This is a genomic window from Mesorhizobium sp. M7A.F.Ce.TU.012.03.2.1 (genome assembly GCF_004006095.1).
Classification (GTDB): Bacteria; Pseudomonadota; Alphaproteobacteria; order Rhizobiales; family Rhizobiaceae; genus Mesorhizobium.
On the sequence record NZ_CP034779.1, the window covers coordinates 1,969,669 to 1,991,501 of the forward strand.

Consider the following 21,833-nt stretch of genomic DNA (forward strand, 5'->3'; position numbering starts at 1 on the left):
CTAGCCGCCCTGCATGGGCGAGAGGATTTCGATCCGGTCGCCGTCGCTCAACTGGAACTCCGCGCGGTTGGCTTTGTGCACGAGGTCGCTGTTGACGGCGGTGGCGAGCCAATCGCCCTCATAGTCGAGCGCGGCAAGCAACTCGGCCAGCGTGGTGGCGGCAATCTCACGCGCCTCGCCGTTGACCATCAGTTTCATGAGCATGCTCCTTGGTTCTGTCTTGACTGAAAACCAGGTCGGCAGCCTGGCGCGCCATGGCGGGGGCGAGGAGAAAACCGTGACGATAAAAACCGTTGATCGCGATGATCTCACCGTCTGTTTCGACGCGTGGCAAATTGTCGGGAAATGCCGGACGGACACCCACACCGGTTTCAACGATCTCGGCCTCACCAAAGGCCGGATGGAGGGCATGGGCGGCGCCCAGCAGCTCCATCATGGAACGCGCCGTCACCGGTCCGGCGCTCTGGCTTTCAATCATCGTCGCTCCGATCATGAAACGGTGATCGGTGCGCGGCACGGCATAAAGCGGAAAGCGTGGATGAAGCAAACGGACCGGCCGCGACAGCGAGACATCTGGCGTGCGAAGGATCAGCATTTCGCCGCGAACACCGCGCAGCCTGTCATCGGCCGCTGCCATTCCCATGCAGTCTATCTGACGGGCGAAACCCGAAACAGGCCGGGCGTCGCAGCCGAAGTGGAATTTGACACCCATGGTCGCAAGCTTGTCATGAAGTGCCGCCATCGCCTGGCGTGGGTCGAGGTGAGCCTCGTCGGGGAAGAGCAATCCACGCCGGAAGCGGCCGGCGAGGTCGGGTTCCAGGAGCGCAATTTCGTTTTCATCGACGCGCCTATGCCCTGACGTGCGACTGGCGAACCGGTCAAGCTCACCGGCATCACGCGGCGCGGCCACGACCAATGTCCCGGCCCGTGTCACCTGACCCGACAGCACCGCATCCCACCAGTCGGCAGCGTCGCGTCCGAGATCCAGCACCGGCTGCTCCGCGCTTTCGCGCTCGCACCATGGCGCTAGCATGCCGCCGGCGAACCACGACGCGTTGCCGCCAAGGCCATGCCGCATCTCGGCGACTGTGACCGTCGCGCCGCGGGCGGCGAGTTCGAAAGCGACGGTGAGGCCGGCAACGCCGGCCCCTTTGACGAGCACCCTCATGATGGTTTGGGAGCCTCTGGCACGACCGGTACGCCAGTCTCGTCCGCCGGCATGTAGAGATCGCCGCCCTCCCGGTATTTTGCCGCCATTGCCGCCATGCCTTCCTTCTGGGCCTCGGCACGGATGTCGTGGGAAATGCGCATGGAGCAGAATTTCGGCCCGCACATCGAACAGAAATGTGCCAGCTTGTGCGCCTCCTTGGGCAAGGTCTGGTCGTGGAAGGACCGTGCGGTTTCGGGGTCGAGCGACAGGTTGAACTGGTCCTCCCAGCGGAACTCGAAGCGCGCGCGCGAAAGGGCATCATCCCTGGTTTTCGCTGCCGGATGGCCCTTCGCCAGATCGGCTGCATGGGCGGCTATCTTGTAGGTGATCACCCCAATCTTGACGTCGTTGCGGTCGGGAAGGCCGAGATGCTCTTTCGGCGTGACGTAGCAAAGCATTGCGGTGCCGAACCAGCCTATCATGGCGGCACCTATCCCTGAGGTGATGTGGTCATAGCCCGGCGCGATGTCGGTCGTCAGCGGCCCCAACGTGTAGAACGGCGCCTCACCGCACACTGCGAGCTGCTTGTCCATGTTCTGCTTGATCTTGTGCATGGGGACATGGCCCGGGCCTTCGATCATCACCTGGCAGTCCTTTGCCCAGGCAATCTTGGTGAGTTCTCCAAGTGTTTCCAGTTCGGCGAATTGCGCCGCGTCGTTCGCATCGGCGATTGAACCGGGACGAAGGCCGTCGCCGAGCGAGAAGGAGACGTCATAGGCTCTGGCGATGTCGCAGATCTCCTCGAAATGCTCGTAGAGGAAGCTCTCCCGGTGATGGTGCAGGCACCATTTGGCCATGATCGAGCCGCCGCGCGAGACGATGCCCGTGACCCGGTCGACGGTCAGCGGTATGTAGTGCAGCCGCACGCCGGCGTGGATGGTGAAATAGTCGACGCCTTGCTCGGCCTGCTCGATCAGCGTGTCGCGGTAGACCTCCCAGTTCAGATCCTCGGCGATGCCGTTGACCTTTTCCAGCGCCTGATAGAGCGGCACCGTACCGATCGGCATCGGCGCATTGCGCACGATCCAGTCGCGGATGTTATGGATGTTGCGGCCGGTCGACAGGTCCATCACCGTGTCCGCGCCCCAGCGGATCGCCCAGACCATTTTTTCGACCTCTTCGGCCATCGATGATGTGACAGCCGAGTTGCCGATGTTGGCGTTGATCTTGACCAGAAAATTGCGACCGATGATCATCGGCTCGCTCTCGGGATGATTGATGTTGGCGGGAATGATTGCGCGTCCGCGCGCCACCTCGTCGCGCACGAATTCGGGTGTGACGAAATCTGGGATCGCCGCGCCGAAGGCTTCGCCGTCGCGTTGCAGCTTGCCGCGCATCACCTCGCGGCCGAGATTCTCGCGGATGGCTACGAACTCCATTTCTGGCGTGATGATGCCGGCGCGCGCATAGGCAAGTTGGGTCACCGCCTTGCCCTGCTTGGCCTTGAGCGGCCGATTGCGTATCGGAAATTCCGGTGTCAGGCGCTCGCCGGTGGCGAAACCATTGTCTTCCGGCCGGACGTGGCGGCCGTCATAGGCTTCGACATCGCCACGCGCCGTGACCCATTCGTGGCGAAGCCGGGCAAGGCCTTTTTCGATGCTGGTTTCGACCGACGGATCGGTATAGGGGCCGGACGGATCGTAGACGGTGACGGGCGGTTCGCCGGCCGTCGGATGGACGGAAATCTCGCGCATCGGCACCCTGATCTGCGGGTAGAGGACGCCGGGCTTGTGGATTTTCCGCGAGGCGGGCAGTGGTCCCGTCGACACGGCGGGGGTGAGGGCATTCATCGTGAGGCTCCTTTGCTCATGCATTGGAGACCCAGTTCTGTGCCGGAAGGATGAAAAGACGCTTCTGTAGACCTGCTGCAGCAGGACCTCGGGCGTAAACTCCCGCAAAGCGCTTGCACCGTCCCTACGCCAGTATGAACTGGATCAGGTTCAACGGGTCACTGCGCCGCGAAAGCCAGCAGTATCTCAGCCCCTTGCCGGGACTCCCCTGGTGAATGCCTCAGGTTGAACGGGCTGACGCTATCTTGTCAAGCGCATTCGGGCGCCTTCGGCCGGTGGCGACGGCCGGCGGCCAGCCGGGCGGAGAGCTCGCGCATGCATCGGGGACAAGTCACGCCCCGTTGACCGTGGCCAAAGCCTCATTCGCTTCGTGAAGGATGGAGAAACTGTATTGGCCATGTGAGCGTATCGACCAAGTAGCTCAGGCGGTCACGGATGTGGTTATTCTGGTCGAAGGTGACGAACGGCCTTGGGGGTCACCTCCTTTAGGATTCAGAGATTGGAAGACGGCTTCTCGCGATCTCGGCCATCAGGAAATACCTGTCTTCGGCTCAACCTCGACATGGCGTCCGATCGACCGCAGATATACAGCTATCTCGTTCATGAGATGATCGCGTTCGCCGTAGATTTCAGCAATCCTACGCAGCTGTGGCTCGACGGCCCTCCGTTGCGCTGGCGTGAAATCAGCATCGCCAAAGACGTATCCCAAGTTGCCAATCGCGCAAATGTTGCAGCCGGCGTCCACAACTGCTTGTACGAATGCCGGAATGTCTTTTTCTTGCATGGTCTTCATGTCGAACCTCTCGTGAATGGCGTGCTTGCGCCCCAATCTGCCTTTTCAGCGTGTCCTCTGGGCGGCGCAAGCCCTGAGCGTGATTGTGCACGGGCAACCTCGACTATCCCATCTGCCACGCTCTTTAGAATCGGTGGGGTCTGGTGATCGCAGGCTGGGCCACTCAAAAGCCTACAAGAAGAAAGTCATGGCGACCATTGCTCAAGATCGCAAGGGTGCGTGCAAGACCTTCCGTTGGCAGTCATGCACGCTCGCTCAGAGATAGTCCGGCCGCGGAAATTCTCCCTTATTCGTAAGAAAGCTCATTGAGCAACTGGGCATTGAGCAACTGGGTCTCACGTCGCGGGTCTCGTGTGCTTCACACCCGAAAAATAGCCGCCGTGGCAATTCTCGAAAAGTGCAGGCTACCTCGTTAAGGACACTGCGGATGATCGTTCGCGCTTGGCAAAAGCGAACGGATTAGTCTATGGCTCTCGGCAGGGGGGCGAGTTATGCGGCGGGTGCGAATCCTTCAAGTAGGCGATATTCACTATCCGGACTGGCATCCTTCCTCGAGCAACATCGATGCCAAGGATAGCAAGTTCGCTCCGAAAATAACGCAGAAGCTACGCGCGTCTTCGCTGCGTGCCGTCTTGACGAAACTTCGGCGGCTGACGACTTCGAAGCCCTTGGATTCGATCGCCTTCATGGGGGATTTCACGAGCCGTGGCGACAAGACTTTCATTGCTTCGGCATTCCAGCATTTCACGTTGCTCTGCCGCGCACAGGGACGCAGTTCAAAGGCGCTTCCGTTGATATTCGTACCGGGAAATCACGATGTGAACCGTGATGACGCGCGCGAACTTGGACCGACTGAGAAATTCAGCGAAATGGCGAGTTTAGCCGCCCGCTTGGGTTGGCAGACCGTTCCCGTGGACCAACCCGTGCACTTCAGACTTCCGACAGGATCCGCAGGCGCAAACTTCATCCTCGTCAACACAGCAATAGGCAGTTGGGAGCTTCAGAACCTTCCCGCGTTCCTTCGTGATCGTCTCGAGGCACTCAGTCCTTCTACAGAACCTGTAGATCTCGGTTCGCCGGACATCTCGGGACATTCGCCCGCGACACCTCCCAGCGATCCAGATAAGGAGGCGTCCGACGACGAGTATTACGGTCAGATGGACACGCCATACATCTCGCGTGAGATGCTTGCAGGCCTACAGGAATTGCTCCAGCAGCCCGACATGCGTTACGGCATCATGATCGGCCATCACAATCTGCTGCCACAAAAGACTCCGCGCATTACGCCATACGCGGAGATGCTCAACAGCGGATTTGTCAGAACTCAGCTGCTGCAGGGTAACAAGCCTATCGTCTACCTGCATGGACACATACATGCTGATCCGGTCGAGATCGTCAACGATCCAAGGTTTCCGGACGGCAAATTGATCTGCATCTCAGCACCAGAGATACAGTCAGGTTTCAATGAGCTCGTCTTCTTCACGACCGATCAGGGAGAGCTCGTCGGCATCCGACTTATACCCTACCGCACCAATGTCGCCGACGGGACGGTCATGGAAGGCGAACATTGCTTTATTTCGACCATGTCCAACGGCAAGGCCTTTCTGAACAACGACACGTTTGACCTGCAGCGCCGACTGCGCGACCATGCCACCAGGCGCGGGAATGGGTTACTCTTCTGGGACGAGATCACTGAGATTGCCGCCTCCGCCGAGCTAGGGCTAGATCTGGAAGACTCTCTTCTGATGCTCCAAGCGGCGCGCTTCGTCGAGATAGACGGCCTCACCAAGGCAAACTCGGCTTGGCGCATTAAGGTAAGGGACGAATAGCGATGGAGAATCCGTTCGGCCCCAACAGGATCGAGTACGAAAGCCGCCCGATACTGTGGTTCAGTCAGAAGTCGGCCTTGATTTCTGCCGCCGCCAAGCCGGTCTTCGTCGCAGGGACGAGAGGCAGCGGCAAGACCAGCATTCTTCGCTCGCTTTCCACAGTCCATATCCTTGAAGACAAAAGTCTCGCGGACCAAGTCGGCAAGCTCGGCTGGTATGGCGTCTTCTTCCAGCTCAATGAGACATTCTCGCCCCTAATCGACAACGCGGTTCTGAACCTCATTCCGGAGCGGATACGCTTCGACACGGCCGCCGTGATCCCGCGGCAATTCGTAATCTTCTCTCACTATCTGGAGCTGAAGATAGTCGAACGCCTGCTCGAGAGCATCGGCCAGCTCAGACGCGACGGCCACTTGAAATACCGGGCCTCCGAAGATAGGGACGTCGCCCTGGCACTGCATCGCGAAGTGCTGCACTTCATACCCCAACCTGCCCGTCTCGACTTCTTCAGCATCGATGAGCTGCGGGGTGGGATAACCCGGTACGTCGACGAATGCTTCAACGCGTTCTTCTTTGCCGCCGATGCCGGAGCGACCGGCTTCAGAGCGACAGACCCTGGCGCGATCATTAACAAGGTCGCGACCGCGATCACTCCACTTTTAAATGGCCCATCTTTCGCCGGTGACAGGGCGCCCTTCTTCAAGATACTGATTGACGACTGTGAAGCACTGACACCGCTCCAACAGCAGTTCCTGAACACCTTGGTGAGAAAGACGCGCGGCAACGTGAAATGGGTCCTCGCCTACATCGGCGGCCTCTACGACACGATCCGGACGATCATACCCGGCCAGTCGCTCTCGAATGCTGACCGGGACGTCGAGAATCTTGATTCAGTCGATCCGAGGGAGTTCGCCACGCTGTGCGAGAACGTGTCGTCGCTTCGGCTGTACTATGCGCTTCCTGACCATCTGCGGAGTGATCTCGAGCGCAACGATGCGCTCAGCGCGTTTTCGCTCAAAAACCGGCTGGGGCGGCTTTCCGTCAATGACATCATCGAGCGGGTTATCATATCGGGTCATTCCGAGGGCAGAGAAGAGCTTGTGGCACTTGCTGATGCAGCACGTGAATTCCTCTCCGTGAATTTGAGGACGGCGGATCAGCAGCAATTCCTTCTTGATCGAAAAGCGCGCCCTTATGCCGAAGGGCTGGCGCTCGCGCTCATGAACCCGGAAATCAAGCGCCGGCCCATGAGCAAGGCGGATGCTTCAAATCTGAAGAGGTCGATCGCCCGGAAACAGGGATGGGCTTTTCTGAAAGCGTGCCAGATGCTGCGTCTGCATGACTACCCGTACGTAGGGCACCAGATCATCACATCATTGAGCGACGTCTGTATACGCGATTTCCTTGATATAATGGGAGAGATCTTCCGCCGCAGTGTTCCGAGTTCCAGTGATCCACGAAAACTGGTGGAATTCATCAACTCGGATTTACAGATTCATCTCGAACAGCAGAGACAGGCTGTGAACGCCGCCTCTCAACGGAAGCTTGATGGACTTCAGGCGCTTTCACATCCGTACGAAGAAGAGAGCGTGCGCATGGTGCGGGCGTTGGGTTACCTGACCGCTCGCCTCCAGACAGAGTTTGCCGAAGAAAATGCTCTAGGAACGACAGAGAGAGGCATTTTCAGGGTTGATCTAAAGGAAATGCGCTCGCTGGTGAACCGACTGGAGCAACCCAGCGGAAAACTGGACGAGGTCCTGCGTCGGGCGGAAAGGGATGGGTTTATCCGGGAGGTCTCCGCCGCCGGCAACTTTGAGGTGGACCGCGCCGACCCCGCATCGAAGGAGATGATGATCAGATTGCATCGGCGATTTGCACCTTACTTCGGGTTCTCCTATCGCGGCCCGTACGAAATCAACACAATCCCTGCGGCGCGGATGGTCGACCTGCTTTTTACCAGGCATCGGCTCCCAGAAGACTGGGCCGACTCGGTGTTTAAGGAGCTCGTCGCGCGGCCCGCACTCAAGACCGAATTCCAGCACTCGCTTTTCGAGAGCGATCTCGAATGACCGCTTCAACTGTCGAGTATCGAGTCTTCGGCCATCTGGCCGTCACCGAGAAGGCGAGAGATGCAGGTACCTGCGAAACGATGGAGGCAGATATCGCGATCGTCGCGCTTGGATGGGAAACGCGTTTCGCCGCGTTCGAAAACCATCTTGACCTGAAGGTCGGCAAGATCGTGGTTCTGGACTTTGCTCTGAAGGAAGCGAACGTCCCAGCCGTCGAAGAAAACCGGCGAAAGCTCATCGCTATGGGTACCCGATGGGGCGTCGAAGTGACTGTGATCACCCTCGAGCCTTCCATCGAGTATCAGAAGAACATCAATCTCCTCGATCACCTGCTCACTCAGATGGCCGCTTCATGTGGCTCATACGAAGGAAGCCTGCGGAAGGTTTTCGTCGAGTGCTCGACGATGCCGCGAATCTATATCCAATGGCTGATTGCGGTGGCATTCAAGAAAATGTCGATTCAGTCTCTCGAATTCGGGTACGCCGAAGGTATCTACGGGAACGCGATCGGCAAAGAGGATTTTTCCAGCGGCTTGGACCGATACGTCACCGTCCCTCATCTTCAAGGCAGCGGAGGAATGGGCGAAGAGAAAGTCCTGCTCGTGGGGATCGGAGGAGATGCCGACGTATTCTACGGATTGATCGATATCGTCAGTCCGGAACGGATCTCGCTCCTCGTCCCAAGAAGCGAGAAGAATGCGCATATCGATGCTTTGCTCGATCAACAGGTGGCCAAGGTACGTGAAACCCACCGGCTCGAAGATGGCGAAGTTCGCGACATCCAGGCTTTCGGGCTGATGGCCCACCTCGATGCTTTCGAGACGTATCTCGACGGGTTCGGCTCGCGTGCGGTGGTGAACGTTTTTGTCAGCGGCCCGAAGGTTCAGGCCATCGCTGCTGCCGTGCTCGCCTGCTCCGACAGCCGCGTCCATCTCAAGGCACGAATTCCCACCTCCTATGCCCATCGTGAAGTCTCAGCGAATGGGCGGTATCATATCTATAGGCTGATTGACCTGACATCCCCTGCCTGCAGCCTTCCCGGGACGTTCTGACACTATCTTGCATTCGAGTAGCATCATGGTCCCAGTAGCCGTTCCGCCAAGCCTTCAGCGCATGTTCGTGTCGCCCGATCCGGTCGATGGGGGACTAATTCCCACTTGGAAGCTGCTCTACATCAGATCAGGGGGGAATGCAGACTGGCAGAATTCCGTCTAATAAGTGACTAGCTAAAACATATACTCAGGAGAGACTGTTAAGTATAGAAATAGTGAGCACTCTCCAATATGTTAGGCTGCTGTCGCAGTAGCGCAACAAGCTCAGTCTTTGGATGGGTGGTATGAGGATGAGACGACTGAATGTGTACAGGCTCAGCCTTTTTATCGAGGCTCTCGTTTTTGTCGTAAGCGCGTTCGGTGCGACGTGGCTTACCAGCGTTGTGAACGCGCCATGGTGGGCATATGTGATTATAGCGGCCATCGCTATGGGCATGTTCGTAGCCGTGCGTCGGGTCCTTTCTGAGCCGCAACGTATGGGACTCTTGGCACACAACTCGGCAGCGACCTCTGCGTGAACCCAGGCGCCTTGAAAATGTGCCCGATGCGTCCGGATTTTTGGCGGTGATCTTCATCAAATGCGATGGGCTGCAATTTCTGGCGACGGCCACGCTAAGGGCGGGCCTCCAGCACCATGTTGAACGGTGTCTCCGCGGCGCGACGCAATCGCTTGAAGCCGCCGCCGGTCACAACCTTGCGCAGCCTCGCCTCACCGGCCTGGGCTCCAAGCGCGAGCCCGACTTCCTGCGACACGGATGCGGGCGTGCACACGAAAGTGGAAGCGGCATAGTAAACGCGGCCGACGGGATTGAGGTTCGCCGCCAGATGATCATGCGCGAACGGCTCGACGATCATCCACGTGCCGTCCGGCTTGAGCGATCCGTGGACATGGGTGGCGGCGCCCGTCGGGTCGCCCATGTCGTGAAGGCAATCGAAGAATGTGACGAGGTCATAGGTTCCGGGATAGCTCTTGGCGGCCGCCACGTCGAACCGCGTGTTAACGCCGACGCCGGCTACCTCGGCCGCCTTGCGGGCGCGCTCAATCGAAGGGGCATGATAGTCGAAGCCGACGAAGCGCGAATTGGGGAAGGCCTGTGCCATGAGAACGGTCGATGCACCATGACCGCATCCAACATCCGCGACGTCCACGCCGCGTTCGAGCTTCTCGACGACGCCCTCCAAGGCCGGCAGCCAGGAGTCGATCAGATTGGCATTGTAGCCTGGACGGAAGAACCGTTCCGTACCGCGAAACAGACACGCGCTATGATCGTGCCACCCGACGCCCTTGCCGGACTGGAATGCCTGCCTCACCTTTTCTTCATCGAGCCACAGCGCGGACAGGAACTCGAATGCGCCTGCCATGAAGGCCGGGCTGTCTTCATCAGCGAACACCAGCTCTTGCTCGGCGTTGAGATAGAATTTGTCGCTCGCTTCATCGTAGTCGACGTAACCCGCCGCCGCCTGCCCGGAAAGCCATTCCCTTACGAGGCGTTCCTGGGTGCCGGTGCGTGTCGAAAGTTCGGCGGCCGTCATCTTGCCGCCTTCGCGCAATGCCTTGAACAGGCCGAGTCTGTCCCCTAGCAGGACTCCCGCGCCCGTTGCGATCGCACCGAGATCGCCGACCATTTTCCCCAAGAATGCGTCCAACTTTTCCTGATTCGCTTCAGACATCTGAATCTCCCTTTGGGTTCAATCTCTCCAGGCGACGGAGCCGTGCTCGTCATGAGGCGCCTTGAGCATCAGATGCTCGAAGACATGCAGATATCCCCGGCGGCTCATCCGCGCTGCCGATCCTGCACCAGACCATATGGGTGACGACCGGCGCGGTGGTCGGGAATGACAGCCACCTCCATGCCGTTGAAAAGCAGGAAATCCGTCACTTTGCCCTCGTCGGTAACCGGCGGAGCCGGAGTGGTCGTCACCAGGGCAAGCCCTGTTGCAGCAGGTATCCTTGGGCAGCCTGTCAGAACATCGATGACTCCGGTTGTGGTGCCGGGGCGGGCGATCAGGGGCCAAGTGATTGTTCCGCGGCGGCTGTATGTTGTGGTAAGGTGATCATGCGAAATCTTGTTGGTCGGTCACGTGTTTTGCGGATGACCCCGCATGTACTGTGCCAAATGAGAAAACCATTCAAACGCAATCCAGTAGATCTGACTGTATCCGACATTGTCGGAATTTGGACATCGCCGAACGCGAAGCGCTCGGGGCTTGTGGGCGATACTTGAGCGTCTGCTTCGGAGGAGGGATGCGCCTCGAACCGGCCGCGAGGCCTTTTTCTGGCAACGGATATTCCGGCCGGGTTAGGCCGCGAGGAAAGCGACGGTGAATAAGAGGTAGAGGACCAACCGTTTTGAGCGGGTAGTTGCCGTGTTGCGCCCCCAGGCAAAGGCCAGCACCACGGAGCAGTATTTCTGGTGGCGATACTACAACGCCTTTAAGTGCCGGTTACCCGTTTTTACCCAGTTGGCCTGGTGCATTCAGAGCGAGGTCGTTGGAAACCGCTTATTGTGGCTATGAGCGAACTCGGGATGGAGAGTGGACCCAAAAATTGGCAAAATGCCCCAGGGAGGATTACATGGGTCGCTCATTCCCCGTACTCGTTACAGGTGCGCGTCGCTTAGCAAACAGCTTGCTTTTGACTTGGCGTTTTTTGCCGTCTCGGCATCGCTCACTAATTCGGCCGCTGCCGACACCGTGAACTGGCGTCAATTCGAAGGGACCAGCATAACTTGGGCCTACGACATTCACCCCTATGCGGATGCTCTCGCTGCGCAATTTCCGGAGTTCGAGAAGCTGACCCGGCATCAAGGTCACGCCGGAACTCTACCCAGACGATTCTTACTGGAACAAGATGACGATCCAACTGACGACGAAGTCGCCAGCATGGGATGTGTTCGGCACTGGCATTCAGCCCGCGTAGGACCTCGCTCCGAGTGGCGCCCTGGAGCCGCTGGACAAATACCTGAGCGATCCGAAGCTTACCGATGCTGGATACGACTACATTACGTGGACATGATCAAGAAGTGCGCGGCTCCTTCCTTCGCCAATGATAACTGGTACCAGGTCGTGGACGGCATCTCGTCCGGCCGCACCGCGAGACGATCGACTCAAATATGTTCGGCTTCTGGAACGATGTTGCGGGAAGCCGGCATCCGGCAAGATCGCCTTCGCTCCGCCGCTGCACGCACCGAGCGCCACGAGCTTGGATTCTGACATCTGGATCTGGGCTCTCGCCATGAACGCGGCTTCCGAAAAGAAGGGCACGGCCTGGCTGTTCATCCCGTGGGCCACCTCCAAGCAGGTGGCGCTCAAGGGTGCCCTTGCTGGCCAGCTCGTCAATCCGCCGCGCACGTCGACCTGGCAGGACGACACCTGGACTAAGTACGCTTCGCAGCCCGAGTTCAACAACTTCGTTGACAGCTTCAAAAAGATACAGGACCAAGCCGCGCTGGCTTTCACACCGCGTGTCGGCTTCGGCGAAGCCATGAACGCATGGGCCGTGGCGATGCAGAAGATGGTAAACGGCGATGACGTCGAGACGACGTTGAGGGCGCTTGCCGAAGAAATCCGCACTGGCCTCTGATCAAAAGGAACAGGGCAGTACTATTGCACTGCCCTGTTCCCGCCAACGGCGGAGATCACGCCGTGTCACCCCAAGCACTTAAACCCAGCGTGCCGATGGCAGCCGAAGGACCTGGCGCGCGCGCCTCGTCCGGTTCGGCTTCGCTGGAGGGGCGTTCCATCGACTGTTTCAGCCTTGCAATCATCCAGGCGCTGGCCAAAAGCCAGATGGAGCGCCGGCTCAGGAACCGGCGCAAAAACTCGAGCCTGCCGGCGCTGATCGAGCTGGTGCTGGCGCGGCCGCTGGTGTCGGCAGAGTCGCGGCCGAGCTGAAAATTAGCCAGCGCGCTGCGCTCGGGCTGGTGCCGAACTCGGCATCCGTGAGGTGACCGGCAGTGGGCGCTACCGGGCGTGGGACCCCGTTTAGCTGCGGCGGGCTTTGGCGAAAGCGACAGCACTGATGATTTTTGCTGTACGCTCATTCTCCCTCATCTGCGCGTTGACAGAAAACCAGCAGGCGAGGGTCACAGCACGCTGTGCTCCGCGCGATTTCCGGAAAACCAATGAAAAACGACTTTGATCGATCGCGCGGGACGTATCATTCAACCATGTCGAGAACGGGCGTGACGGCACGTACACTATGGACCGAGAGAACTTTGTCTGGCGACTTTGCGCACGCCTGCAGAACTCTTCGGAAAACTTCCTTCTGTTGATCCAATGATCGTAATGAGCTGGAGTGGCATCGCCGCTCTCCTCGGTTCTTGCTCTCTCAGTTGAACTTAATGCTAGCCTGCACGAAAACGCCGTAGCGCTTTGCCTTCCAATCGTCGGCCTGCGGGGAAACCACGACCGCCCATTGCCTCTTCGAAATGAGCGGTACCGTTATTCGCCACGGCCGCAACACCGCCTCGAGCTGGACGCCATGCCCATCGCCGTCTTCGGGAATTAGCTTGATCTTGGGGCGCATGTGGTGCTGATCTTTGCCGTCGAGCCGTGTGAAGAGGAACGCCACGTCACCAGAAAGGCTGAGTCGCTCGGTGAGTTGCGTCTGCCCGGCCAAGCCGAGTCGCAGCGAATGCCAATCGTTGTCCTGGCTGATGAGGTTGACGTAGGTGGGACGGTTGGCACACAGGTTCCCCAGTTGGTCGCCTGCTGCGTGCAACCGAAAGCGTCGTAGCTCTCGTGCCAGAAATTGTTGCCAACAAAAGCACCGATGCGGTAGCGCGGTGAGTTCAAGAAATTATATCCAAGATCGGCGGTGAAATAGCTGACGCCGCCCCCGCGCTGATCACTGAATGTGTTTGAGTAGCCCCCCATTTCCGTAAGAAGTCCTCGTCATGAGAAAACCCTCCCTGATGCCGCCCGCACCGAGGAGGCCTTTACGAAAATGCCAGTCGGATTGTGGATCGCGTTGAAGAAGACTTCACTCGAATGCGCGTCTAGATCGTCATAGGTGAGCCGCGAGACCAGTGACGTACCTTTATGATTGTAAGTTCCTTCGATGCTTTGCCGGTACTGGCCAGTAGCGTAGTCCACCCTCGAAGGAAAAGACTGAGGCCGCCGACCCGGCTACCGACGCCGACTCGCAATCACCGGCACTCGACGGCGGTTCGGAACTTCTCGGTGCCGCAGCGCCGGCCAAGCCGGACGGGCCCGGTGAAAAATTCGTCGTCGAGGGCAAGGCGCCCGCTGCTGCGCCCGGCCGCGCCGACGATTTTTCTTGGCCGCCAAGGCGGCAGCCTGCGGCCGGGGCCACAACCGAAACGACCACGGCGATCAGTCCGTAAGCTGCCCGGGGCAGCGGAAGGGCGGAAAGCGCCTTCAGGTGGCCGCACAAGTAGGGTCTCGAGACGGACTCAGCGCGGCAGCACGCTCGATCCCATCAGCGCCTCATCGATGGCGCGCGCCGCCTGGCGGCCCTCGCGGATCGCCCAGACGACCAGCGACTGGCCGCGCCGCACGTCGCCCGCCGCATAGAGCTTTTCGACGCTGGTCCTGTAGTCCCGGTCATTGGCCTCGACATTCTTCGAGCGGCGGCTGTCAATGGCGATCTTCATCTGGCCGGCCAGTTCCGACACCGGCCCGCGAGCGGCTGGCCCGGCAAAGCCGATGGCGATGAAAGCGAGATCGGCACGAATGACGAATTCGGTACCGGCGATCGGCTTGCGCTTGTCATCGACCTCGCAGCACTTGACGCCGGTCAGCTGGCCTTCTTCGCCGATGAATTCGAGCGTCGCCACCTGGAATTCGCGCTCCGCGCCTTCGGCCTGCGAGGATGACGTGCGCATCTTGGTCGCCCAGTATGGCCAGACCGACAGCTTGTCTTCCTTTTCCGGCGGCTGCGGCCGGATGTCGAGCTGGGTGACGCGCACCGCGCCCTGGCGGAAGGCGGTGCCGACGCAGTCGGACGCGGTATCGCCGCCACCGACGACGACGACATGCTGGCCGCCAGCGAGGATCGGATGCGACGGCCACGCCACCGACTGGATCGGTTCGCCGCCGACACGCCGGTTCTGCTGCACCAGATAGGGCATCGCGTCATGCACGCCGCCGAGATCGTCGCCGGGAATGCCGGCCGCGCGCGGCGTTTCCGAGCCGCCGCAATAGAGCACGGCATCATGTTCGGCGAGCAGCTCGGCAACCGGCTTGTCGACGCCGACATTGACGCCGCAATGGAAGGTCACACCCTCACCCTGCATCTGCTCGATGCGCCGGTCGATATAGTGCTTCTCGATCTTGAAGTCGGGAATGCCGTAGCGCATCAGCCCGCCGGGCCGGCTTTCGCGCTCNGCCGGTTGCCGAGCTGCTCGCCGAACATGACGCCGCAATGGAAGGTCACACCCTCACCCTGCATCTGCTCGATGCGCCGGTCGATATAGTGCTTCTCGATCTTGAAGTCGGGAATGCCGTAGCGCATCAGCCCGCCGGGCCGGCTTTCGCGCTCGTAGACATGGACATCGTGGCCGGCGCGGCCAAGCTGCTGGGCGGCCGCCATGCCGGCAGGGCCGGAGCCGATGACGGCGACGCGCTTGCCGGTCTTCTTTTCCGGCGGATAGGGCCTGATGTGGCCGGTTTCATAGGCCTTGTCGGCAATCGCCTGCTCGACCGTCTTGATGGCGACGGGAATGTCCTCGAGGTTCAGCGTGCAGGCTTCCTCGCANGATGTGGCCGGTTTCATAGGCCTTGTCGGCAATCGCCTGCTCGACCGTCTTGATGGCGACGGGAATGTCCTCGAGGTTCAGCGTGCAGGCTTCCTCGCACGGCGCGGGGCAGATGCGGCCGGTGAACTCCGGGAAATTGTTGGTCGAATGCAGGTTGCGGATCGCGTTGTCCCAGTCGCCATTGTAGACGAGATCGTTCCAGTCCGGAATCTGGTTGTGGATCGGGCAGCCGGTCGGCCCGTGGCAGAACGGAATGCCGCAATCCATGCAGCGCGCGGCCTGTTTCTCGACCTCCTTGTCGGACATCGGCAGCGTGAATTCGCGGAAATGCCGGATGCGGTCGGAGGCCGGCTGGTACTTGTGCACCTGCCGGTCGATTTCGAGAAAGCCTGTTACCTTGCCCATAGTCCAGTTCCTGCTGTCCAGATGGTGCGCCTGGCGACGCCCTGCAGCTGGATCAGATGGGGCATCCCGTCCACACATGGGCCGCACCAAGTTGCCCAAAATTCGACTATGTACACTTGCCGGGCTCAAAGCTCGTGAGGGGCTCGCCATGCAGCCAGTTCTCGACTCTAATCGAAGGAGCCGGGGACTCCATCTGCAATACCACGTTGCGGTCCAAAGCTATTTCCAAAGGTTTCTGCACGAGCTGGTTTCCTCTCAGAGACGGCACACGGGTTCAGGGAGGAGCGCATCGCTCGTCTTGCCCCATTGAGTGCAGTCACAGTCACTCAGTCTCAAAAGCCATGCCAACGCGCTCAGCGCGCAGTTAGCGCCCATTGCTTCGAAAAACCTCGTCAGTGCCCAGATGTTGGTTGTAATGAACCTGACATTTGTCTGACGCTGTCAGCTTTTGGACACGCGATCACGCGCTTCGTGCCGCCAGATGGCCAGGCCGAGCCCTGTGTTGCCAGCGGTCGCTTCGATGATTGTACCGCCCGGCGCGTGCCACGCTGTTCGGCATTAACGATCATCGACAACGCAATGCGATCCTTGATCGATCCGCCGGGATTCTGGCTTTCGATCTTGACGAAGCGACGACACCTGCCGGTATCGAATCTCTTCAGTTCGACGACCGGCGTCTCCCCAATCAGATCGAGCACTGACAAATGGCGGACGCAGGCGAGAGGACGCCTTTGTCGACGGTCGGCGGAACATCTCGAGGCTCATGCGGCTGCGGTCTCTAGAATGTCGGCATAGTGCCGTTGCGCAATATCGGGATGCGAGCGCAGTCGGCTCTTCAGCAGTTGCGGAACAGTGGATTGTCGGGGTCGCTGGCGGGGCACCCGCTTCGGCAGCCAGTTCAGGCGGCAGGTCAAGAAACCGTATGTCGGCATCAAGCCGCGCGCCGAAGAAGAAGGGAATAGAAACAGTGCCCTTCGAAAGACCCAGGGCGACGGAAATCATTGCATCGGGCGAGTTCATGCGCCTGAAGCAGCGCTGGCTGCAACTGCTTCATAGCGACAGGCGGGCGGAGACTCTAGCGGGGCTTTCGCCGTTTGGTTGATTGAGGCTCTCGACGAAGCCACTAAGATTCGGCGGCCGATAATAGCTTGCTGCTCATTGGGACGCCGACCAACGCCGGGATTGAGAAAGGCAACCCTGCCCCACAAGGCGGGTGTCACACGTGCGGTGCGTCCGCTCGTCGCGCCGGATGGTCTTTGAGACCTGGGGTTCACGGCTATTCAGATGCACCCCTGTCGGCTTTTCGGTGCAGGCCGCCAGGCGGCGTGTTGCAGCAGCGGTAATTAGTTTGAGAGCGTGCGAGCACGGGCTGCATAGTGAGATCATTTGCCGGCGTGGGGACCAAGGTGTGGCGCAGCCTTAGAGAACTCAACACCGAGACCGGAGCAACGGAGACGGCTCTTTCGTCGAGACAGTTTAATTGGAAGGCCGAGAAGCACCGGCTGGGTAGCGTCACGCCGCATCATTCTTTGCGGAGCTGGAGCGCGCGGGATCGCTGGAGCGGCTGGTGAAAGCGGTTGCCGCGGCGCACGCCAACAACAACACGTGAGCTGGCGCCTCGTGTGGCAAAAGGAGAGGGCGAGAGCCCATGGCCAGCGATCAAGCATTGCGATCGTGGAACCAAGCTGCGTAGTGACCATCCGGACCGCGGCCTTCAATGCCAGCTCGCCTTGGAATCGGCCTTCCAGGAATCACCGTCAAGGCCGACTCACGACCTTTTCGCCATGAGCCGCGAAGAGGGCATTCCGCCGGAAGCCGATGGCTGCCTTCTCTCGTTCATCGACGGCTATGTGGTGAGCGGCCATGTGCCGGTCGGCACGGTCAACAAGCTCTTGACCGAGCGGCCCGACATCAAAGGGCATGACGCTGCCCGGCATGCCGATGGGCTCCCCCGGCATGAGTGGCACGAAGGAAGCGCCCTTCGAGATTCTCGAAATCCGGAAGTCTGACGGGACCGGCGGCGTCTACGCCACGGAATAGGAGGCTTCGATGATGGAATGCATGAGCGGCATGATGATGTTCGGCACGGGCCTGGTGTGGCTGCTTGTCGTCGTCGTGCTCGTCCTCGGGACGGCCGCGCTGATCAAGTACCTGTTCTCCAGCGGCGGCAAAGGAGAAGGGCGTCGGTCCTCTTATCGATGCGTGGCCGCGGCAGGCCTCGGATTGGTCTGGACATTGCCTTGGCTCGCCAACCGGATGGCCGGTGGCGGCGCCCCGGCCGCGGCGATAGCGCTAGGCAAGACGGTTTTAGCCAGGCGAAGGTCAGCGCGATTGGAAAGCCCGCTGCCTTCGGGACGCATGCCGGCGCCAGGACCGGCCGCGGTCGTCGGCGGCGGCTACCAGAGCGACATGCCGGGCTTCGGGAATGTCCTCACCGACGAGGAGATCCGGGCCGTTCTGGCCTTCATCAAAAGCACATGGCCCGAGCGGGAACGCGCCTATCAGGCAGATGAGCCGCCGGGAGCGGGAGCAGACACAGTGAGACCAATCCTAGCCGCGGAGCCCTCGAACGCCCCCAACCGGAATGCATTGTCCATGAAAGCGAAACCGTCGCTTGCGATTCAATTTCTGGCGCTGATCCTCGGGACCTCCGCGCTGGCCCACCATCCGGGCGCCGATCTCGACAAGATGAGGGACAGCGCGGAGAGGTTCTTCCAGGCGATCGACGAGCAGGCCGCGCCGCCTTTCGAACTGGCCGACGCGGACGGAAGGGCCGTCCGCCTTCCGATCTCTCCGACAAGATCGTGGTGCTCTACTTCATGACGAGGTAACCTTGGAAGAAGAAGGCGACGGCCACTGGCGGCAGGATGGCAAGCACGCTGGCCGCAAAAAGCGGCCCATACTCATAGAAGCGGGCCGGTTCTGTCGCAAATCGTGCTTTTGGCCACAACTGGACGCTTTCGCGCGCTTATGGACCAGCTCACATGTCCAACAACGCAAGCAGATGACAGGGCTCGACGTGCCCGGGGTGGCGCCCTACTTCCACGCTCGCACTGTCAGACTCCCGCCGAAAGGCGGGTTTAGTGAGTTATGGCAGTGACTGTGCCACCAGTCCAAACGTCGAGTTTCGCGGCAACTTCGACGCTTTCCTTAGCTGACTTGCCCAAAACCAGCGCGGCCAAAGCATACTGCTTGCCGCTCCCGATGGCATAATATTCACCTTTCACGGGATCACTTGGCAGCCAATTGCCGTCCAACAATACGGCTTCCCCATTTTTGCGCACTATCAGCGCCTCAAATTCAAAATTGTCGTCGTTGCGCGGCACAGGAATATCAGAAACATCCATGCCCTTCTCAACCCAGTCTCGAACGGCCTTTGGAATACCCAAGGACCAAGAGGAAACGCCGATGAGTGTGCCGTCGCATAAGCGAAACACCTTCGTTTTCTCACCGACGGATACTGAGTCAAAACCCAAGGCTCGGCCGTCGCCAGCCATGGTTCCGTTCCTGTAAGCTATTGTTGTCATTGGCACCCTTCTATCGCTGCATCAAACTTCAGGACCTTGCGCATGTCCCCTGTGTCAAGGTCACTGACCGACGGCCTATTTGCCTGATACACGATACAGGCTGCGCTCCTTGAGTTCGCGCACGGGTGGCCGTCATCTTGCCGCCTTCGCGCAATGCCTTGAACAGGCCGAGTCTGTCCCCCAGCGGGAATGACAACCACCTCCATGTCGTTGAAACGCAGGAAATCCGTCACTTTGCCTCGTCGGTAACGGGCGGAGCCGGAGCGGTCGTCACCGGGCAAGCGCGGTCGCAGTAGGTATCCTGGGCAGCCCGTCAGACATGGATGGCCCCGGTTGTGGTGACGGGGAGGGCGATAAGCAAGTTCGGGCCAAGTGATTGTTCCGCGGCTGTATGTTTTGGTGAGGTGATCATGCGACTTCTTGTTGGTCGGTCACGTGTTTCCGGATAACCAGCATGCGCTGTGCCAAATGAGAAAACCATTTAAAGTCAATCCAGCAGATCTGACTGTATTCCGACATTGTCGGAAATTGGACATCGCCGAACGCGGGCGCTCGGGGCTTGTGATGATACTTGGGCGTGCTGCTTCGGAGGAGGGATGCGCCTCGTACCGGCCGCGAAGCCTTCCTGCATTGAAGGCGCCAGATCAATTGAACGCGATGCCGGGCAGCGTCGCAGCGGCTAAGCCAGCCACTCGCATTGCTCCCTGACAGGATGGTGCCGATCCTGCTGAGATCGCATGCTGGCGCGACGTTGCTTTGCGGCCACCGTCGCGCCTGCCCGTGAACTGTTCGCGCCTGTGCTCATGCTCGCCTTGACACCCTCGATGGGTCCATCCGGGATGGTCAACCATCCGGAACATAGCGGGCAGGCGGGCATCTTCACCAGCAGTCTCTGTGTCGCTCTCGTGGCGGCAAACAAGATCGAGGCTGGCGGGGTGATGATCAACGGTCCTCGAACCATCGATTTTGATCGCGGTGGTCGTTCAGTGCGTTCAAGCACGAGGCGCCGTTAGACGGCACCGCAGCATCATAGCGAAGTGCCATGCAGGACGACTCCCTGCAGCATCGTCTCGCGCAGCCAAACACTTGCCGGATCAGTGTTGTGAACGGCCGGGCGTTTGACGGCCTGTGACGCGAAAAGGCAACGGAAGATCTAGCATTTATGGGGGAAATGTTTTTTCGGAGTGCTTGACCCGCAGGAAGGGCAGGGCATGACTGCCTATCGCCCGACCCGGCAAGGCCGCACTCATGACCGGCTGGGCTCGATTAATCCTGCATGCCGCGCCCATGAGGTTGCGCTCTGTCGGGAGTGCGTCGAGCACAACGACGAGATGTAGNGGCCGCACTCATGACCGGCTGGGCTCGATTAATCCTGCATGCCGCGCCCATGAGGTTGCGCTCTGTCGGGAGTGCGTCGAGCACAACGACGAGATGTAGTTCACGATCTTTGAACGCGTGGTCAACCATCCAAAGTGTGGATGCCTTTCATCGAAACAAACGATTTCATCAATGTTCTGGAATCCTGCATGGGCAGAAGCACCTGACGCACACCGATGCCCCCACTGCCTCATGGCGTGGCGAGCGTCTTAAGAAACCGCCCGAAAGGAGATTTTTCATGCGCTCTACCGGGCAGTGGAGTGCTGGGAAAGGGAGTTGCAACTGACCGGCCATGTCAAACTGTCCGACTTCTTCCGAGCCTATGGACAGACTGGAAACCTTCCAGCCATTCGAAAGCAGGCCGCAGTTGGGCCGGCGCGAGACCCGAAGCCCGCGCAATCGGCTACGACGCGCACSGTGTAGCGGCTCACATCGTCATACTGCACCTACGCCACACACCGGCCGGACCTGATCCGGCTTTATGAGCATTGGGCTTTGTCAGTTGCCCAAGCGTGATGGCTTTCGCGACGCGGCGCGCCTCAGGAACTGAGCCGCGTCCAGGTCGAAACGCGGGAAAGAAAGACAGGAAACAGAATGGCCGATCAATTCGCAYCGGACGTCATTGCCCTGATCAAGAAACGCGCCGAGTCGGAGAGCGGTGAGGGAATGCCTGCGTCATTCGTCGGCGAGATAACAATCGCCACGGAACTGGACGCGCTCGGGTTCGATTCGCTGGGTTTGGCGGACGTCCTCTGGGATGTGGAGCAGGCCTACGGCATCAAGATCGACATGAACACGGCCGATGCCTGGTCCAATCTCAAGAATGTCGGCGACGTCGTGGAAGCCGTCCGCGGCTTGCTTGCGAAGGAGGCTTGAATGGACAGGCGCGTCGTTATCACCGGAGTGGGCGGCCTGTGCGGACTGGGCACCGACGCCGCCTCTATGTGGAAAGAGATGCGCGAAGGCCGCTCCGCCATCGGCCCGATCGCCAATTCCGAGCTTCATGACCTGGAGGGCATGACCGGCGCTGAGATCAAGGCGCTGCCCCAGCACGACATC

At 59.8% G+C, this 21,833-nt stretch carries 16 protein-coding genes, 9 pseudogenes and 1 riboswitch; of the genes and pseudogenes, 12 read left to right on the top strand and 13 right to left on the bottom strand.

Going from position 1 to position 21,833, the window contains the following annotated elements:
- From thiS to EJ079_RS09530, 4 genes are all read right to left on the bottom strand, one after another.
- Positions 1–198 carry a sulfur carrier protein ThiS gene (gene thiS, locus EJ079_RS09515; RefSeq protein WP_024504260.1) on the bottom strand — a complete coding sequence of 66 codons (198 nt, stop codon included), beginning with the start codon at positions 196–198 and terminating at the stop codon, positions 1–3.
- A complete protein-coding gene (gene thiO, locus EJ079_RS09520; RefSeq protein ID WP_127808893.1) occupies positions 167–1,168 on the bottom strand; it encodes a glycine oxidase ThiO in 1,002 nt (333 codons plus the stop codon). Before thiO ends, thiS begins: the two co-directional genes overlap by 32 nt.
- The gene (thiC, locus tag EJ079_RS09525) at positions 1,165–3,000 is read right to left on the bottom strand and encodes a phosphomethylpyrimidine synthase ThiC (protein WP_127808894.1); all 1,836 of its coding nucleotides are present in this window, start codon (positions 2,998–3,000) and stop codon (positions 1,165–1,167) included. The genes thiO and thiC overlap by 4 nt, the downstream gene beginning before the upstream one ends.
- A gap of 103 nt (positions 3,001–3,103) precedes the next feature.
- Positions 3,104–3,220: riboswitch (TPP riboswitch) on the bottom strand.
- 309 nt (positions 3,221–3,529) lie between these two features.
- Entirely contained in the window at positions 3,530–3,793 is a 264-nt protein-coding gene (locus tag EJ079_RS09530) for a hypothetical protein (RefSeq protein ID WP_127808895.1), read from the bottom strand.
- Positions 3,794–4,284: 491 nt separating this feature from the next.
- Here EJ079_RS09530 and EJ079_RS09535 point away from each other — a divergent pair, with 491 nt between their 5' ends.
- Genes EJ079_RS09535 through EJ079_RS09545 form a run of 3 tightly spaced genes read left to right on the top strand, consistent with a single transcriptional unit; the run spans position 4,285 to position 8,743 of the window.
- A complete protein-coding gene (locus EJ079_RS09535; protein ID WP_127808896.1) occupies positions 4,285–5,622 on the top strand; it encodes a metallophosphoesterase in 1,338 nt (445 codons plus the stop codon).
- A 2-nt stretch (positions 5,623–5,624) separates the two neighbouring features.
- Positions 5,625–7,691, top strand: a complete 2,067-nt coding sequence (locus tag EJ079_RS09540; protein ID WP_127808897.1) for a hypothetical protein — start codon at positions 5,625–5,627, stop codon at positions 7,689–7,691.
- Positions 7,688–8,743, top strand: coding sequence for a hypothetical protein (locus EJ079_RS09545; RefSeq protein WP_127808898.1), 1,056 nt, complete (start codon positions 7,688–7,690; stop codon positions 8,741–8,743). The genes EJ079_RS09540 and EJ079_RS09545 overlap by 4 nt, the downstream gene beginning before the upstream one ends.
- A gap of 612 nt (positions 8,744–9,355) precedes the next feature.
- Here the strand turns inward: EJ079_RS09545 and EJ079_RS09550 are convergent.
- Together EJ079_RS09550 and EJ079_RS09555 are read right to left on the bottom strand one after the other, a co-directional pair.
- The gene (locus EJ079_RS09550; RefSeq protein ID WP_024504268.1) at positions 9,356–10,414 is read right to left on the bottom strand and encodes a class I SAM-dependent methyltransferase; all 1,059 of its coding nucleotides are present in this window, start codon (positions 10,412–10,414) and stop codon (positions 9,356–9,358) included.
- Positions 10,415–10,471: 57 nt separating this feature from the next.
- A pseudogene (locus EJ079_RS09555) lies at positions 10,472–10,668 on the bottom strand (insulinase family protein); the annotation flags it as partial.
- 1,310 nt (positions 10,669–11,978) lie between these two features.
- Between EJ079_RS09555 and EJ079_RS33730 the strand changes: the two are divergent.
- Complete coding sequence (locus EJ079_RS33730; RefSeq protein WP_245481845.1) at positions 11,979–12,326, top strand: hypothetical protein; 348 nt, start codon at positions 11,979–11,981, stop codon at positions 12,324–12,326.
- A gap of 62 nt (positions 12,327–12,388) precedes the next feature.
- On the top strand, positions 12,389–12,637 hold the full coding sequence (locus tag EJ079_RS34150) for a hypothetical protein (RefSeq protein WP_281040150.1): 249 nt from the start codon (positions 12,389–12,391) through the stop codon (positions 12,635–12,637).
- Positions 12,638–13,073: 436 nt separating this feature from the next.
- On the opposite strand, the gene EJ079_RS09570 is transcribed toward EJ079_RS34150, so the two are convergent.
- A complete protein-coding gene (locus tag EJ079_RS09570; RefSeq protein ID WP_127808899.1) occupies positions 13,074–13,466 on the bottom strand; it encodes a hypothetical protein in 393 nt (130 codons plus the stop codon).
- 430 nt (positions 13,467–13,896) lie between these two features.
- On the opposite strand from EJ079_RS09570, the pseudogene EJ079_RS33735 reads away from it, so the two are divergent.
- A pseudogene (locus EJ079_RS33735) lies at positions 13,897–14,091 on the top strand (DUF459 domain-containing protein); the annotation flags it as partial.
- A 69-nt stretch (positions 14,092–14,160) separates the two neighbouring features.
- Here EJ079_RS33735 and EJ079_RS09580 read toward each other — a convergent pair.
- The 5 pseudogenes from EJ079_RS09580 to EJ079_RS33740 all read right to left on the bottom strand — a co-directional run.
- Positions 14,161–15,093 (bottom strand): annotated as a pseudogene (locus EJ079_RS09580) (glutamate synthase subunit beta); the annotation flags it as partial.
- A gap of 29 nt (positions 15,094–15,122) precedes the next feature.
- Positions 15,123–15,870 (bottom strand): annotated as a pseudogene (locus tag EJ079_RS09585) (NAD(P)-binding protein); the annotation flags it as partial.
- Positions 15,871–15,911: 41 nt separating this feature from the next.
- A pseudogene (locus tag EJ079_RS09590) lies at positions 15,912–16,075 on the bottom strand (thioredoxin domain-containing protein); the annotation flags it as partial.
- 278 nt (positions 16,076–16,353) lie between these two features.
- Positions 16,354–16,623: pseudogene (locus EJ079_RS09595) on the bottom strand (pyridoxal-phosphate dependent enzyme); the annotation flags it as partial.
- Between the two features lie 8 nt (positions 16,624–16,631).
- A pseudogene (locus EJ079_RS33740) lies at positions 16,632–16,836 on the bottom strand (isopenicillin N synthase family oxygenase); the annotation flags it as partial.
- A 794-nt stretch (positions 16,837–17,630) separates the two neighbouring features.
- Between EJ079_RS33740 and EJ079_RS09605 the strand changes: the two are divergent.
- Both EJ079_RS09605 and EJ079_RS34270 read left to right on the top strand, forming a co-directional pair.
- A pseudogene (locus tag EJ079_RS09605) lies at positions 17,631–17,910 on the top strand (DUF411 domain-containing protein); the annotation flags it as partial.
- A gap of 9 nt (positions 17,911–17,919) precedes the next feature.
- Positions 17,920–18,693, top strand: a complete 774-nt coding sequence (locus EJ079_RS34270) for a cytochrome c (RefSeq protein ID WP_245481846.1) — start codon at positions 17,920–17,922, stop codon at positions 18,691–18,693.
- 257 nt (positions 18,694–18,950) lie between these two features.
- Here EJ079_RS34270 and EJ079_RS09625 read toward each other — a convergent pair whose 3' ends face one another.
- Complete coding sequence (locus EJ079_RS09625) at positions 18,951–19,367, bottom strand: hypothetical protein (protein WP_127808900.1); 417 nt, start codon at positions 19,365–19,367, stop codon at positions 18,951–18,953.
- Between the two features lie 767 nt (positions 19,368–20,134).
- Between EJ079_RS09625 and EJ079_RS09630 the strand changes: the two genes are divergently transcribed.
- From EJ079_RS09630 to EJ079_RS09645, 4 genes and pseudogenes are all read left to right on the top strand, one after another.
- Entirely contained in the window at positions 20,135–20,410 is a 276-nt protein-coding gene (locus EJ079_RS09630) for a hypothetical protein (RefSeq protein WP_063169403.1), read from the top strand.
- 595 nt (positions 20,411–21,005) lie between these two features.
- A pseudogene (locus EJ079_RS09635) lies at positions 21,006–21,217 on the top strand (hypothetical protein); the annotation flags it as partial.
- Between the two features lie 151 nt (positions 21,218–21,368).
- A complete protein-coding gene (locus EJ079_RS09640) occupies positions 21,369–21,650 on the top strand; it encodes an acyl carrier protein (protein ID WP_127808901.1) in 282 nt (93 codons plus the stop codon).
- The coding region (locus tag EJ079_RS09645; RefSeq protein ID WP_281040151.1) for a beta-ketoacyl synthase N-terminal-like domain-containing protein at positions 21,651–21,833 on the top strand (183 nt) is incomplete at its 3' end.